At 58.8% G+C, this 14,615-nt stretch carries 16 protein-coding genes and 1 tRNA gene; 6 read left to right on the top strand and 11 right to left on the bottom strand.

The window, feature by feature from the left end:
• Positions 1-19 precede the first annotated feature (19 nt).
• Complete coding sequence (locus GJU83_RS00285) at positions 20-859, top strand: putative RNA methyltransferase (protein WP_153633474.1); 840 nt, start codon at positions 20-22, stop codon at positions 857-859.
• A 10-nt stretch (positions 860-869) separates the two neighbouring features.
• Here GJU83_RS00285 and GJU83_RS00280 read toward each other — a convergent pair whose 3' ends face one another.
• Positions 870-1,343 (bottom strand): hypothetical protein, encoded by a 474-nt coding sequence (locus tag GJU83_RS00280; RefSeq protein ID WP_141697201.1) that lies wholly within the window; start codon positions 1,341-1,343, stop codon positions 870-872.
• Positions 1,344-1,380: 37 nt separating this feature from the next.
• Entirely contained in the window at positions 1,381-1,710 is a 330-nt protein-coding gene (locus tag GJU83_RS00275; protein ID WP_153633473.1) for a hypothetical protein, read from the bottom strand.
• A 207-nt stretch (positions 1,711-1,917) separates the two neighbouring features.
• On the opposite strand from GJU83_RS00275, the gene GJU83_RS00270 reads away from it, so the two are divergent.
• Together GJU83_RS00270 and GJU83_RS00265 are read left to right on the top strand one after the other, a co-directional pair.
• On the top strand, positions 1,918-2,334 hold the full coding sequence (locus GJU83_RS00270) for a hypothetical protein (RefSeq protein ID WP_153633472.1): 417 nt from the start codon (positions 1,918-1,920) through the stop codon (positions 2,332-2,334).
• Between the two features lie 65 nt (positions 2,335-2,399).
• Positions 2,400-3,641 (top strand): saccharopine dehydrogenase family protein, encoded by a 1,242-nt coding sequence (locus GJU83_RS00265; protein WP_153633471.1) that lies wholly within the window; start codon positions 2,400-2,402, stop codon positions 3,639-3,641.
• Here the strand turns inward: GJU83_RS00265 and cydC are convergent.
• The 4 genes from cydC to GJU83_RS00245 are packed head-to-tail and all read right to left on the bottom strand — an operon-like array spanning position 3,638 to position 9,406.
• Complete coding sequence (gene cydC, locus GJU83_RS00260; protein ID WP_153633470.1) at positions 3,638-5,254, bottom strand: thiol reductant ABC exporter subunit CydC; 1,617 nt, start codon at positions 5,252-5,254, stop codon at positions 3,638-3,640. The two genes, GJU83_RS00265 and cydC, sit on opposite strands and share 4 nt — an antisense overlap.
• Positions 5,247-6,959 (bottom strand): thiol reductant ABC exporter subunit CydD, encoded by a 1,713-nt coding sequence (gene cydD / locus GJU83_RS00255; protein ID WP_153633469.1) that lies wholly within the window; start codon positions 6,957-6,959, stop codon positions 5,247-5,249. The genes cydC and cydD overlap by 8 nt, the downstream gene beginning before the upstream one ends.
• Positions 6,960-7,961 carry a cytochrome d ubiquinol oxidase subunit II gene (gene cydB / locus GJU83_RS00250; protein ID WP_069183608.1) on the bottom strand — a complete coding sequence of 334 codons (1,002 nt, stop codon included), beginning with the start codon at positions 7,959-7,961 and terminating at the stop codon, positions 6,960-6,962.
• Positions 7,962-7,963: 2 nt separating this feature from the next.
• Positions 7,964-9,406 (bottom strand): cytochrome ubiquinol oxidase subunit I, encoded by a 1,443-nt coding sequence (locus GJU83_RS00245; protein WP_153633468.1) that lies wholly within the window; start codon positions 9,404-9,406, stop codon positions 7,964-7,966.
• Positions 9,407-9,589: 183 nt separating this feature from the next.
• Between GJU83_RS00245 and GJU83_RS00240 the strand changes: the two genes are divergently transcribed.
• Together GJU83_RS00240 and GJU83_RS00235 are read left to right on the top strand one after the other, a co-directional pair.
• Positions 9,590-10,231 (top strand): class I SAM-dependent methyltransferase, encoded by a 642-nt coding sequence (locus GJU83_RS00240; protein WP_153633467.1) that lies wholly within the window; start codon positions 9,590-9,592, stop codon positions 10,229-10,231.
• Between the two features lie 76 nt (positions 10,232-10,307).
• Positions 10,308-10,394: transfer RNA gene (locus tag GJU83_RS00235), tRNA-Leu, on the top strand.
• Here GJU83_RS00235 and GJU83_RS00230 read toward each other — a convergent pair.
• The 3 genes from GJU83_RS00230 to GJU83_RS18930 are packed head-to-tail and all read right to left on the bottom strand — an operon-like array spanning position 10,395 to position 12,312.
• Complete coding sequence (locus GJU83_RS00230) at positions 10,395-11,198, bottom strand: enoyl-CoA hydratase-related protein (RefSeq protein WP_153633466.1); 804 nt, start codon at positions 11,196-11,198, stop codon at positions 10,395-10,397.
• 53 nt (positions 11,199-11,251) lie between these two features.
• The gene (locus GJU83_RS00225; protein WP_153633465.1) at positions 11,252-12,130 is read right to left on the bottom strand and encodes a DMT family transporter; all 879 of its coding nucleotides are present in this window, start codon (positions 12,128-12,130) and stop codon (positions 11,252-11,254) included.
• A gap of 38 nt (positions 12,131-12,168) precedes the next feature.
• Positions 12,169-12,312: a hypothetical protein gene (locus GJU83_RS18930; protein WP_167352695.1), complete on the bottom strand. Its 144-nt coding sequence runs from the start codon at positions 12,310-12,312 to the stop codon at positions 12,169-12,171.
• 187 nt (positions 12,313-12,499) lie between these two features.
• Here GJU83_RS18930 and GJU83_RS00220 point away from each other — a divergent pair, with 187 nt between their 5' ends.
• Positions 12,500-13,291, top strand: coding sequence for an enoyl-CoA hydratase (locus GJU83_RS00220; RefSeq protein ID WP_069183615.1), 792 nt, complete (start codon positions 12,500-12,502; stop codon positions 13,289-13,291).
• Positions 13,292-13,316: 25 nt separating this feature from the next.
• On the opposite strand, the gene GJU83_RS00215 is transcribed toward GJU83_RS00220, so the two are convergent.
• Complete coding sequence (locus tag GJU83_RS00215; RefSeq protein WP_306344398.1) at positions 13,317-13,835, bottom strand: DUF192 domain-containing protein; 519 nt, start codon at positions 13,833-13,835, stop codon at positions 13,317-13,319.
• The gene (locus GJU83_RS00210) at positions 13,832-14,593 is read right to left on the bottom strand and encodes an ABC transporter permease (RefSeq protein WP_136632317.1); all 762 of its coding nucleotides are present in this window, start codon (positions 14,591-14,593) and stop codon (positions 13,832-13,834) included. The genes GJU83_RS00215 and GJU83_RS00210 overlap by 4 nt, the downstream gene beginning before the upstream one ends.
• Positions 14,594-14,615 lie beyond the last annotated feature (22 nt).

Genomic DNA, 14,615 nt, shown 5'->3' with positions numbered 1-14,615 from the left:
TGAACCGGATTCAAACACCATGACCACCGCACCCTTTGATGCTTTAGCCTGCCCGTTGGACGGGTGCGCGCTCACCGCCAGCGGAACGTCCTGGCGGTGCGAGAACGGGCACAGTTTTGATGTCGCCCGGCAGGGCTACGTGCACCTGTTGCCGGTCCAGAAGAAACGTACCCTGGACCCGGGCGACAGCAAGGCGATGGTGGCGGCCAGACAACGGTTCCTGAATTCCGGCTTCTACGCAAGGATCGCTGAGTCGGTTAGCGATCGGGCGCTGCAGTCGCTGCCCGATGAGGGGAAGGGGTCGGTGCTGGACGCGGGTTCCGGAGAAGGCTATTACCTACGGCACCTGGCAGGCAAGGCTGGCGATAAAGACCTTGCGATGATTGGTGTCGATATTTCGAAATGGGCGGTCCTCGCAGCGGCAAAACAGGATAAACAGACCCGATGGGTAGTGGGCAGCAATGCAAACCTGCCGGTTCTGGCGGAATCGCTGGATCTGGTTCTTTGCCTGTTTGGTTTTCCGGTCTATGGCGAATTTGCCCGTGTGCTCAAGCCAGGAGGGCGGGTGATCCAGGTGGATGGCGGTGCGGATCATCTTCGGGAATTGCGAGAAATCATCTATCCCGAGCTGAAACCGCCTGGAAAGACCGACAGTGCAGCGCCGGAGGGCTTTCGACAACTGGACTCTACCGTCGTGCGTTTTCCCCTGACACTGCCGGATCAGGAAAGTATTGCCGATCTTCTGGCCATGACTCCGCATCTGTACCGGGCCAGCGCCGAGGGACTTGAGAAGGCAGCGGCGCTTGACTCACTGGAGGTGACCGTCGACGTGGTGCTCAAATCCTGGGAAAAGAGCTGACTCCCGAAAGTTATTGATCGTCGGAACCCGAGTCCTTGCCACGCTTGCGCGACGCGAGCCGCTTTTCGGCCTTGCCGATGATTAGGGTATCGGCAAGGATGTGAAGCGCCTTATTGGTGGTGCGCACCGTTCGGTAGATCTGCTGGCTGGTCTGGTCATGGGTGGCTCGCGCTTTTCGGGCCGTCTGCCGGAACTCTTCATCTTTCGAGAATAGATCAATCAGCCCGAAGGTGGTGTTGGAAATCGCCTTGTGAACTTTCTCCACTGCGCTGGCACCGCCTGAGACGGAATCTTCCAGCAGGCGGGCACGGTTCCGTACTTCCAGAAGATCCATTCTGCTTTTCTGTAGGGCGCTGTGTGCCGCCACCCGGTGAGAATTGAGAATCCGGGCTTCACGGCGGCACAGCAGGAGCTGCCAATAGGCGATGCCGAAGCCCATGAAGGCCAGTAGCAGGAGAAAAGATACGATCGCGGTGGTGATCATGTTAATGCGCTTCCATCAACCGGAGTGACTACCCGAATCATCGATACTCGAGCTGCATGTCGACCTCGATTTCACGCTCTGCCATTTCGCTTTCGAGCTCTTTTAGCACTTCCTGGTACACCATTTTGCGGACCATCACGGGGAGTTTGTCGGCAAGCACGCGGGCAGAGCGTGATTCCCGTTTGGCCAGGGCAATCGGATCCAGTACCCGTAGCGTAATAACCATCTCCGGCTGCTGCTCGGAATCTGCGATGTCGTCATTCTCCATCATCTGTGCGATCACTTTGCGCTGTTCAAGAACCTGCCAGCAGACGAAAGCGCTGAACAGCACAAGCAAGATGCTCAGTACCATCAAAAAGGTGATCAATTCGAACCTCCGAAAATCGTGTCGTGCACTGTGTTGCAGTGTGCCCCATGAAGTGTGACAAACGATTGGCCGTGACGACGGATTCAATAGCGCGGCGGGGAAAGTAGAACGAGCGCTCAAAACTGCTAATATCGGTTGCAGTTGTAGGATGAGCTACGCAGAATCAACGAGTTAAGGCCAGCTATTCACACCAACAGAGGATTGTTCATGGTTTGGTTCAAGGCGTTTGCAAGTGGTTTTCTCGCGACCCTGGTATTCCATCAGGGCCTGTTCGCACTGTTCTGGCTGGGCGGTGTTGTGCCCGCAGCGCCGTTCAACATGTCACCGGTGCCACCGCTGGGCGCTCCGCAGGTTGTATCACTGGCGTTCTTTGGTGGCCTCTGGGGTATGTTGCTGTGGCTGATTCTCGGTCGCCTTGCGGGGATGAAGTTCTGGCTGGGGCATGTCATTGTAGGGGCAGTTGGTCCCACAGCCGTTGCCATGCTGGTGGTGTTTCCTCTTAAAGGGCTCGATGTCTCTGCTCAGACCTGGGTTGGCGGGCTTATCCTCAACGGGTTCTGGGGCCTGGGCGTGGCCGTATTCATGCGCCTGATGGGCACCAAGGCAACCGCAGCCATTCGTTGAACCCTGAACCAGTGCTCTGTTAAATCTCTATCAACTTTCCAGATAATTTTGACTAAGGAAGAGCAATGACCAAATCCTCAGAAACGGCCTATGACCTGGTGGTGTTCGGAGCCACCAGTTTCGTTGGCCAGATTCTCACCCGTTACTTGCTCGAAACCTACGGAGTGGGTCAATCGGTGAAATGGGCAATTGCCGGTCGCTCCGAGAGCAAGCTCAACACCCTGAAGGGTGAACTTGGTTCCAAAGCCAAAGACCTGCCAGTGATCCTGGCGGATGCGTCCGACGAGGCCGCCCTGAAGGCCATGTGCGAGCAAACCCGCGTCATTATTTCCACCGTTGGCCCCTACGCACTTTACGGTGAGCCTCTGGTGCAGGCGTGTGTGCGCAGTGGCACGGATTATTGCGACCTGACCGGCGAAGTGCAATGGATCCGCAAGATGGTGGAACGCTACGAGGAAGAAGCCAAGTCCTCCGGTGCCCGCATCGTGCATTGCTGCGGCTTCGATTCGATTCCCTCCGACATGGGCGTGTGGTTCCTTCAGAACCAGGCAGAGCAGACCTTCGGTGCGCCATGCCGGGATGTTCGCATGCGGGTGAAAACCGCCAAAGGCGAATTCTCGGGTGGGACCGTTGCCTCCCTGATGAACGCGGTAAAGGAAGCCGCGGCCGATCCGAAACTGCGGAAACAAATGGCCAATCCGTTTTCAATCTGCCCGCCAGATCATCGCTCCAAGACCCGTCAGCCGAGCCTGAAAGGTGCAGAGTACGACAAGACCTTCAACGCCTGGCTGGCGCCTTTTGTGATGGCAGCGATCAACACACGCGTGGTTCATCGTTCCAACGCCCTGCAGAACGCGCGTTATGGCAAGGAGTTCACCTACGACGAAGCCATGATGACCGGTCGTGGTACCAAGGGCCGTCTGGCAGCGTATGCCGTCACCGGCGGTCTGGGGGCATTCCTGATGGCCTCTGCCGTCAAACCCACCCGCTGGCTGGTTGAGAAGTTCGTGCCCAAGCCGGGCGAAGGACCCAGCCCGGAAGCCCAGAAGGCCGGGTTCTATGACCTTCGTTTTGTTGGCCGCACAGAGGATGGCAAAACCATTATCACCAAGGTGACCGGCGATCAGGACCCGGGCTACGGTTCCACCGGCAAGATGTTGGGTGAAGCAGGGATGTGTCTGGCGTTCGATATTCCGGCGGATCAGCCCGGCGGGTTCTGGACGCCGTCTTCGCTGCTCGACGGCAAGCTGATGGACCGTCTCACCAGCAAGGCGGGCCTGACTTTCGAGGTACTCGAGACCCGTTAACCGCTGAGGTAAATCACACGGTCGGTGTCCGGGAGGGCATCCGACCCGTGTGCCAGGCTAACCACGGTTTTTCCTTCCAGACGCGTTTCCATCCGTTTTGAAATCCGCGCCCGGGTATCGGCATCCAGGCCGGTAAACGGCTCATCCAGTATTACCAGCGGGGCGGGGTTCAATAGCACACGCGCCAGGGCCACACGCCTTGCTTCACCGCCGGAGAGTCGGCTGCCGGCACTGCCGAGCCAGGTATCGAGGCGATCCGGTTCGGTGGCGAAGCGCTCAGCCAGCTCCATTTGCTCCAGCATGCTCCAGAGTTCGGTGTCCGAGGCCTCGGGCGAGCCCAACAGCAGATTGGCCCGGAGGGTATCCTCAAACAACACGGTTTTCTGGGTGAGGTAAACGCACTCCCTCCTCGCCAGATTGCCCTGGGCGGTGGGCAGCAGGCCGGCGAGCACATCCGCCAGGGAGGATTTGCCGCTGCCCGAATGCCCGAGAATGCCGATGTGCTCTCCATCCTCAATCCCAAGGTTGAAGTGCGTAAATAAAGGCGCGTAATCCTCATGTTTTACGGCAATATCTTCCGCCAGAAGGGCTTTTCCCGGCGGCAGTTCTGAGGCGCTGGGCGCGGCGTTCTGGTCATCCTCCCGGCAATCCCGGTTCAACCGCGCCGCAGACGCGACAGTTGCCCCGAGCTTGCCAAAGGCATCCGGCAGCATGGCGTAGACCTCGGCCAGGCCGAGCAGCGCAATGGGCAGTAACACCAACACCGGGCCAGACACCGACCCCGACTGGAACAGGGCAAAGCCTGCCCAAAGGGCCAGAACGGCAGAGAGATTGACGAACCAATGGGCGCCAGCCAGATGCCAGCCCACCCGGGTATCGGCCCTGGCTTGCTCGGCCGTTACCTGATGGGCCTGGCGCATGAGCCAGGCCGCATGTTTACCAGTACGCCCGGCGGCGGTCAGCTCCGGGAAACCCTCGATGTGCTCGATCACCGCCGTTCGAAGGTCTTCCTGCCGGTCGCTTTGCCGGGCCGCCAAGCGCCAGGTTCTCAGATAAACCCCTGCGGTGGCGATTACCAGGGCAACGACCAGCAACAGTCCCACCAGCAATGCCGTGCCGATATCAAAGAGCACGGCAGCCAGAACCATCACCAGCAGAGTAACCAGGCCCGCAAGGGCGGTGGGGGCGATCAGGCGCAGGTAGAGGGTGTCCAGGGCATCCACATCGGTGGTGAGCCTGGATAGCCACTGGGCGCCGCTCAGCTCGCCACGGCGAACGCGACTGGCGCGGGACAAACGTTTGAACAAAGCGACACGGATGTCCGTGAGCAACCTCAGAACGGTATCGTGGTTGTAGACCCGCTCCAGATACCGGAATACCGTGCGGGAAACGGCGAAAAACCGGATCGCGCCGCCGGGTACATAGAGGTTTATGGTCGCCGCCACGCCGGCGGCCAACAGCAGGCCCACCAGCGCAGTTTCAGTAATGAACCATCCGGATACCGCCAACAGACCTATGCCGTAGAGCAGGGTAGCCAAAATCAGGAAACCGCCCACAACCAGGCGCCCCGGGCGTTTGAAGATCAGGTCCAGCCAGGGCTTCAGTTCACGCATCGCGCACCTCCCCGTCGGAGACCAGCAATACACAATTGGCAAGAGTCAGCAGGGCCTGGTGGTGGGTGGAGAAAATCAGGGTTTTGCCGGCCACCGCCAGTTTATGCAGGGCCTCCAGCACAAACACTTCACTGTCGCTGTCCAGGCCGGCAGTGGGTTCATCGAGCAGAATCAGGTCGTAATCCGCCAGGAAAATACGCGCCAGACTCAGCCTTCTTGCCTGGCCGCCGGAAAGCCCCTGGCCCTCCTCGGATACCGGGCTGTAAATACCCTGCTGGCGACTGTCGAGCAGGGAACCGAGGCCCACATTACGCAGGGCCGTCTCGATGGCGATATCGGAGGCATCCGGAGTGGTCAGTCTGAGGTTGTCGGCCCAGGTGCCGTGAACCAGAAACCCTTTCTGGCCCAGCCAGCCAAACCGGAAGCTGCCCGGCGTCTCGCCGAACAGGTGGATCTGACCGGCATCCGGTGCGATAAAGCCGGCCAGCAGGTGTAGCAGGGTGGACTTCCCGCCGCCGGAGGGGCCTGTCAGGGCAACCACTTCGCCTTTGCGGATGGTCAGCGTGAGATCACTCAACACCTTCTGACCCGACCGGAAGCTCTTGCTGACGGAACGCAGCTCGATCCGGTCTTCCGCGCCCTCCGCAGACACGGTTTCACTCGCGCTCTGAAGGTTCACCGGGGATGCCAGCCGCTCAAGAATTTCGGTACCAGCACCCATCGCTGCGGCACGATCATGATAATGCTGGGAAAGGGTGCGCAGCGGCTGGAAAAACTCCGGGGCCAGTAAAAGAATCAGCAGCCCGGAAAACAGGGTCAGATCTTCGGAAGGGCCGTAGGTGATGTAGCCCAGCAGACCAAACCCGATGTAGATGGCGATAACGGCGATGGCAACCGAGGCAAAGAACTCCAGAACCGCCGACGACAGAAACGCGACCCGGAGCGTTTTCATGGTAATGCGTCGGTAATGATCCGAGCGCTTGCGAATCAGCTCGGCTGCCCCCTCGGTCTGCCCGAAGAGCTGCAGCGTAGTCAGGCCGCGTACCTTGTCCAGGAACTGGCCGGATAGTCGGCTGATGGTTTCAAAATGCTGCTGGTTCAGTTTCTCCGCACCCATACCCACCAGCGCCATGAACAGGGGAATCAGCGGCGCGGACAACAGCAGGAAGGTGCCGGCCAGCCAGTCCAGCCAGAACACCAGGGCGAGGATCAGCAGTGGCACAATCATCGACAGGGTCATCTGCGGCAGAAAACGGGCGAAGTAGCCATGCAGGGCTTCCACGTGATCTATCCATTCGCGGGCAAGCGCGCCAGCCGAAGACTGGCCCAGTTCAACGGGGCCGGTGGCCTGCCAGTGCTTGTGGAGTTGCCGGCGGGCGTCACGGCGAACCTGTTCGCTGCATCGAGCGGCGAAGCGGGTCTGGTAGCCCTGGCCAAGTGCGCGCACAACGAGGGCGATAATCAGACCCAGAAAAAGAGGAGTGAGGTCCGCAACCGGAACCTCGTCAATGATGCCCAGGTGGATAATCCGGGCAAGCAAAACCATCTGAATAATGGTGGCAATGCCGGCAACGGTGCCGGCAGCCACGGTACTTCGGATCCACAGGCGACTGCCACGGGCCAGATCCGCAAGCCATCCTTTGACGGCTTTCTGATCGGCGGCGAAGGTATTCTCTCCGCCCCCATTGGCCGATGGCTCCGCCACTTAGTGATATCCCTCGCCGGCGCGTACCTTGCCGCGGAAGACCCAATAGGTCCAGGCGGTGTAGACCAGCACAATCGGAATCACGAACAGCAGACCCAACAGGAGGAACAGCTGGGATTCATAGGCGGAGGCTGCCTCCCAGAGCGTGTATTCCGGCGGGACCACATAGGGCCAGCGGCTGACCACCAGGCCCAGATAGGTGGTGATGAACAGGCCCATGGTAGCCACGAACGGCATGCCGTCTTTGCGATCACGAACCGAACGGTAAATCTGGATAGCGCAAAGCAGTGTCAGAACCGGTAGGACCCAGATAATGCTCAGGTTGGAGAACCAGCGCTCACGCACCATTTCATCCACGAAGGGCGTCCAGACACCGATGATGCCAAAGACCACCAGCACCGCAAGGAGCAAGGGCAGGGTGATCTTGTAGGCCCACTGCTGCAGGTTCCCCTCGGTTTTCATGATCAGCCAGGTGGAGCCCAGCAGGGCATAGCCGGCCAGCATACCCAGACCCGTGAGCACAGTGAACGGCGTCAGCCAGTCCAGCGCGCCGCCAACATAGACGCCATTGGCGGTTTCAAAGCCCTGGATATAGGCCCCGACCACGGCGCCCTGGGCAAAGGATGCAACTGTGGAGCCGCCGGCAAACGCCCAGTTCCAGAGATAACGTGACGTACGGGCCTTGAACCGGAACTCAAAGGCCACGCCCCGGAAGATCAGCCCGGCCAATAGCAGGAATACACCGATATAGAGTGCCGGCAGGAAGATGGAATACACCATGGGGAAGGCGGCCAGAAGACCGGCGCCACCGAGCACCAGCCAGGTTTCATTGCCGTCCCACACCGGGGCCACCGAATTCATCATGGTGTCGCGGGCTTCCTCGTTCGGAGCAAAGGGGAAGAGAATACCCACGCCCAGGTCGAACCCGTCCATCAACACATACATGATGATGCCGAAGCCGATAATGAATGCCCAGATAAGAGGCAGATCAAACAGTTCCATAATCAGTGACCTCCCTGGTTGACGGGCTTGGCAGTACCAACAGTATCGTCAGAATTGTGGTCAATTTCGAAAGGCACATGTGCAGCGGAGAACGGACGCTTGGGTCGATCTGCCTCGTGTTCGTCCTCATCACGGTCTTCAAGACCGACATACAACACACGCATGAGGTAGTAGACACCGGCAGAAAACACCAGAGCGTACACAACGATATAGCCGATGAGCGTGAACAACGCCATGCCGCCGGTCAGTGACGGGGTCAGTGCCTCGGCCTGGGTCATCTGGCCATACACGAGCCAGGGCGCGCGGCCCACTTCGGTGACGAACCAGCCGGTGAGCACCGCAAAGAAGGGCGCAATGCTCATGAAACGCATCCCCTGCAGGAACCAGTTGGTGCGCCAGTACCTGCCGCCGGCACGCAGAACCAGACCGGTTACCGCGAAGGCGATCATCAGCAGGCCAATACCTACCATGATCCGGAAGGACCAGAACACAATCGCCACCGGAGGCTGCTCTTCAACCGGCACTGCGCTCACACCCGGCACCTCTCCGTCCCATTCATGGGTCAGGATGAAGCTGGCCAGGCTTGGAATACCGATCTCGTAGAGGTTCCGCTGGTTTTCCTGATCGGGAATGGCGAACAGCAGCAACGGCACATTGCGGGAGGTTTCCCAGTTACCTTCCATGGCCGCAACCTTTGTGGGCTGGTGCTCCAGAGTGTTCAGGCCGTGGAAATCACCCAGCACCGCCTGAGCAGGCGCAATGAACAGCAACAGCCACAGGCACATGGACAGCGCTTTTTTGTTGGCCTCAACCTCGCGACCCCGTAGGAGATACCAGGCGCTCACGCCGGCCACCACGAAGCCGCCGGTCAGGAAGGACGCCAGCGCCATATGGCCAAAGCGGTAAGGGAAGGACGGGTTAAAGATCGCCTCGCTCCAGGAAGTCACATAGAACACGCCGTCGCGGAGCTCGGTGCCGGCCGGAGTCTGCATCCAGCTGTTGGCCGAGAGAATCCAGAAGGAGGAAATAAAGGTACCCGTCGCAACCATGATGGCGGCAAACAGGTGAACGCCTGCCGGCACCTTATCCCGACCGAAGAGCAGCACCCCGAGGAACGCCGCCTCCAGGAAGAACGCCGTAACCACCTCATAACTCAGGATAGGGCCGAGGAAATTGGCTGAGGCCTGCGCAAAATTGCTCCAGTTGGTTCCGAACTGGAACGACATCACGATGCCCGACACCACTCCCATGCCGAAAACCACGGCAAACACCTTGGTCCAGAAGGCAGAGAGCTTTACCCACACAGGATTCTCGGTTTTGAAGGCAAGGCCTTCGAGTACCGCAATGTAGGAGGCAAGGCCGATGGTAAACACAGGAAAGATGGCGTGAAATGACACCACGAACGCGAACTGGATTCGCGATAGAATGAGAGGATCAAGTTCCATGGGAACCCTCCGGTAACGGTCACATCATAACAAACGGGCCCAGCGAACCCGTTCAGCCGCTGCCTTAGCTCTGTTTGTTATATTGTTATTACCGGCAGATAATTACTATGCTACTAAACATGGTAGCAAATTCGATAGGGCGTTTTGCCGCACCCTTGATTTAAAACAATTATGGTGTTGCCGATGAGCTTTTACGAAGACAGGATTCTCCCCCACATCATAGACCGCGCATGCTCCATGGGCCAGGTGATGAAGCTTCGTAGCCAGGTAGTACCCCATGCAAAAGGCGTGGTGCTGGAAGTGGGTATGGGCTCGGCCATCAATATGGAATTCTACAATGCCAAACACGTGGACATGGTGTACGGCCTTGAGCCCTCAGAGGGCATGCGTCGCAAGGCCCAGCCGAATATCGAAAGATCCCCCATCAAGGTAGAGTGGCTGGACCTGCCGGGCGAGAAAATCCCCCTGGAAGACCACTCTGTTGATACCGTACTTCTGACCTTCACTCTGTGCACGATCCCGGATTGGCATACAGCCCTCCGGCAAATGTGGCGGGTACTCAAACCGGGCGGCGAACTCCTGTTCCTGGAACACGGCGAATCCCCCGACGACGGCACCCGAAAGTGGCAACACCGCATCACCCCCGGGTGGAAAAAACTCGCGGGCGGCTGCCATTTGAACCGCCACATCGCCGACCTGATCCGAGACTCCGGCTTCGAAATCCAGGAACTGGAAAACCTCTACATCCCCAAGGCACCGAAAATTGCCGGATACATCTACAAGGGCAGGGCAACCAAGCCCGCAGAGGCAAGCCCGGCCGCCTGAAGGCGAGGGCAGAATCCGAATTGCGTTACCCCACGCAGACTTATACAATTCTGCCCGTCAAAACCTCCCCCCGAATGCTCCGGTGGTGAAATTGGTAGACACAAGAGACTTAAAATCTCTCGACCGTTAGGTCGTGCCGGTTCGATTCCGGCCCGGAGCACCACTATTTCTTCGACATCGCCTCCAGCATTTTATTCACCGCTTCCAGGTGCTCTGGCTCGTTGTGGCACATGCCCTGGAAGTTGGCGCACACGTCCAGAAAATCCTTCAGTTCCATCCTCGGCGCCATTTTCATCAGGCGTTTGGTCAGGCGTGTGGCTTTCGGCGGCTGGCTGGCCATGCGGCTTGCGATGGCGTTTGCGGCATTCATCAATTCGTCTGCTGGCACCACCTCCAGAACAATACCCAAGTCTTTGGCTTCGGCGGCGTCTATCACGCGGCCGGTGAGGGTGAGCTCGAAGGCGCGCTGATAGCCGATCAGGCGCTGCATGAACCAGGCGCCGCCGTCGCCGGGGATGATGCCGAGGTTGAGGAAGGTTTCGCCGAACTTGGCACTTTCCGAGGCAATGCGGATATCCGCCATGTTGGCCAGATCGAAGCCGGCACCAATGGCTGGGCCGTTCACGGCGGCAATAATGGGCACTTCAACGTTCTGCAGGGCCAGGGGAATGCGCTGGATGCCTTTGCGGTAGCGATCGGCGCATTCGGCCACGTCGCCAGCAAAATCGCCGCTTCGGTTGGCCATGTCCCGGATGTTGCCACCAGCACTGAAGGCAGAGCCCGCCCCGGTGATCACCAGTACCGACACATCGTCGCACTGGTTCACCCATTCTGCGGTGGTCACGATATCGTCGATCAGGTGTGAGCCTGTCAGCGCATTGCGCAGGTCGTGACGGTTCAGGGTAAGGGTGGCTACCCGGTTTTCCATGGTGAGCAGTGCGTCGGTGAGCTTGGGTACGTTGGTCATGAATGCGGTTCCTTGTTTTTGATCAGCGCGTATCTTCGCGCGCGGGAACCGGATTAATCAACTAATAGCCGCGCCTTTCGGTAGCGGCTGACTTCCGTCCAGCCGTGCACAGCCAGAGCTGAGAATACGATGACCCCGCCCACCAGACTGAGGTTTGGCGGTACCTCGCCCAGGAACAGCCACACCAGGAAGGACCCGAACACGGTTTCCAAAAGCAGCATCAGGCTGACCTCTGCCGCGGGAATGTAGCGCGGGCCAATCTGGATCAGGATGCAGGCAGTCGGCAGGAATACAAGGCAGAGCAGGGCAATGAAGAAGAAGTCCCGGCCTGAGGGCATCTGGGCCCCGCCAAACAGAGCGGCCACAGCGGCCAACACCAGGGCTCCGAACATGAGCATCACGCTCATGTCACTGTCGGGCTTAGAGCGGGCCACGTTAAGGTTGGAGGCCAGGGCCGTGGCGGCAACCACGGCCATCAACAACCCCAGCGGGTCGCCCTTGCCGAATTCGCCAACGGCCATGAAGGTCGCGCCGGTCACACATACCAGGATGACGACCCAGGTCCGCAGGGGCAGGGTTTCTTTCCAGACCGCCCAGGCGATGACGGCGGCGATCACCGGGGCGGTGTTGAGAATCACCAGCACGTTGCCTGCGGCGGTGTTTTTCATGCCCACCACAAATCCGAGAGTGCTGATGGCGAAGGCGCCGGCACAGAACAGGCCTTTGCGTCCGCATTTGCGAATTTCAGGCACCAGCCTGGAGCGGTAACGGGCCCAGCTGATCACAAAGAAACTGAGGGCCAGCAATAAACCCCGCCAGAACAGGAACACCACCGGGTCCACGGAGGTGATTTTCACAAGCAGCGCATCCGGCACGATAAACAGCACGCCAAGGGCGGCGATGGTCAGTCCTTTGATTCGGGTTGTCTGCAATGTGTGTTCGCCTGTTCTGGTGAGGTGTGTTGTTCAGTTCAGGGGTTATCCTGCTCTGGCAGCGGCTGGATGCTGTTGATATCGCCGGTTGGTGTTGCCGGTTCGTCCTCGATGATAATGAAGATGGCGCCGCCAATAACCGCGATGGCAAAGATGGCTTTGAGGATTATCGATTTGGACATGCGTTCTTCCTCTCTGCGTTCTGGCTTATACAAACAGCCTATGGGCGGGAGAGGGCTATAACAACCGCAAAGCCCCGAAAACTGAGCATCCTACAAAAGTCGCTTCGACAGTATAGACGCAGTCAGCAATACTCAGGGTAAGTTTGCAGGTTGCCTGGTGCAGCACCGTTAAAAATGGAGTGTCCTCATGACTGAACAAACCGCAGAACTGGTTCACAAGTACAGCGAAAATGGCATTACCACGCTCACGCTGAACCAGCCGGAGAAGAAGAACAGCCTGTCTATGGCCATGCTGGAGGCGCTGTCTGAAGAGCTGGAGATTATTGCCTCCGATACGGAAACCCGGGTTGTGGTGCTTGCGGCCCATGGCAATGTGTTCTGTGCCGGCCACGACCTTCGGGAAGTTCGGGAGCAGTTTGATAGCCATGAATTCCAGCTGGCGCTGTTCAACCAGTGCAGCAAGGTGATGCAGCAGATCGTCAATCTGCCCCGGCCGGTGATTGCCCGGGTAGCGGGTGTTGCCACGGCCGCGGGCTGTCAGCTGGTGGCCAGCTGTGATCTGGCGGTAGCGGCGGATACGGCGCGGTTTGCCACCCCGGGCGTGAACATCGGGCTGTTCTGTTCCACACCGATGGTGGCTTTGTCCCGCAACGTGTCCCGCAAGCACGCCATGGAAATGCTGCTGACCGGCGAAATGATCGGCGCCGTGAAGGCGGAACGCATCGGGCTGGTTAATCAGATAGTCGATGAGCAGCACCTGGACGAGATGGTCTACAAGCTGGCCCGCACCATTGCCGACAAATCCGGCCACACCCTGAAAATTGGCAAGGAAGCCTTCTATCGTCAGCTGGAAATGCCGCTTGAAGATGCTTACGAGTACACATCGAAAGTAATGGCCGACAATATGATGGCCAACGATGCTCAGGAGGGTATCTGTGCGTTCCTGGAGAAGCGTAAGCCGGAGTGGCAGGACAGCTAGAATCGCCTGGGAGTATCAGCCCGGCCTACTGCGTCTGGCAATTACCGTTTCCAATGAATAGCCGGTCGCCGGTCCGGATTCCATGTTCCTGGAAAAAACCGGCGTTCATCTCAACGGCCTGGATAAACGACACGCCGGCGGGGTAGGTGGGGCAGCCGGCACCAGTGGCCGAGGCGCAGGGCACCATCTGCCGGATACTGCCGATCACGCCATCCTCGTTGAGGTAGGCAATGTCCAGGGGGATCAGGGTTTTGTACATCCAGAAGCCGTGGCTTGCTTCCCTGGGCTCGCTGTACTCGAACAGCATTCCGGCGTCAGGCGCCAGAGACGTACGGCCCATCAATCCCTTCCGGCGCTGTTCAGAGCTATTGGCCACTTCCAGTTTTACCGGCACTGTGCCCGCTGCGGACACAAAGCAGGCGTCGACAACCGGAAGACCTTCCTGCGGCGCTGCGATCCCGGAGGAGCACCCGTAGATCAACGAGCTGACCGCCAGTACGACCCAGACTTTCAGGCCTCGAAGGCGTTGCGGTGTTGCTGTCACGAGCGTAACCGGTACCCGGTTTTGAAGATCCACCAGATGCCCACCATGCACGCAGTGAGAAACACCAGGGTCATGCCCACGCTGATGCCGACATGAACGTCGGACACGCCGTAGAATGCCCAGCGGAAGCCGCTGATCAGGTAAACCACCGGATTGAACAGGCTAACCGTTTGCCAGACCTCCGGCAGCATATCGATGGAATAGAAGGTGCCGCCGAGGAACACCAGCGGGGTGATGATCATCATCGGGACAATCTGGAGTTTTTCGAAGCCATCCGCCCAGATCCCGATGATGAACCCGAACAGGCTGAAGGTGATGGAGGTCAGCACCAGGAACGAGAACATCCAGAACGGGTGCAGTACGTCGTAATCCACAAAGAACTTCGCCGTAGCAAGTATGATCAGCCCGAGGATCACGGATTTGGTGGCAGCGGCGCCAACGTATCCCAGGACCACTTCCACGTAGGACACCGGTGCTGAGAGCACTTCGTAGATGGTGCCGGAGAACTTGGGCATGTAGATGCCAAACGAGGCGTTGGAGATGCTCTGCATCAGCAGGGACAGCATCACCAGCCCTGGAATGATGTAGGCCCCATAGGCGATGTTGTCGATATCACCCATGCGCGAGCCGATCGCGGAGCCAAAGACCACGAAATACAGGCAGGTGGAAATCACCGGCGAGAGCACGCTCTGCATCACCGTTCGGCGCATGCGGGCCATTTCGAATTTGTAGATTGCGCGGATACCGTAAAGGTTCATGCCTTTCTCCGTTGGGCCGGCG

The organism is Marinobacter salsuginis (assembly GCF_009617755.1).
GTDB lineage: Bacteria > Pseudomonadota > Gammaproteobacteria > Pseudomonadales > Oleiphilaceae > Marinobacter > Marinobacter salsuginis.
This window is presented reverse-complemented; position numbering and strand designations above follow the sequence as displayed.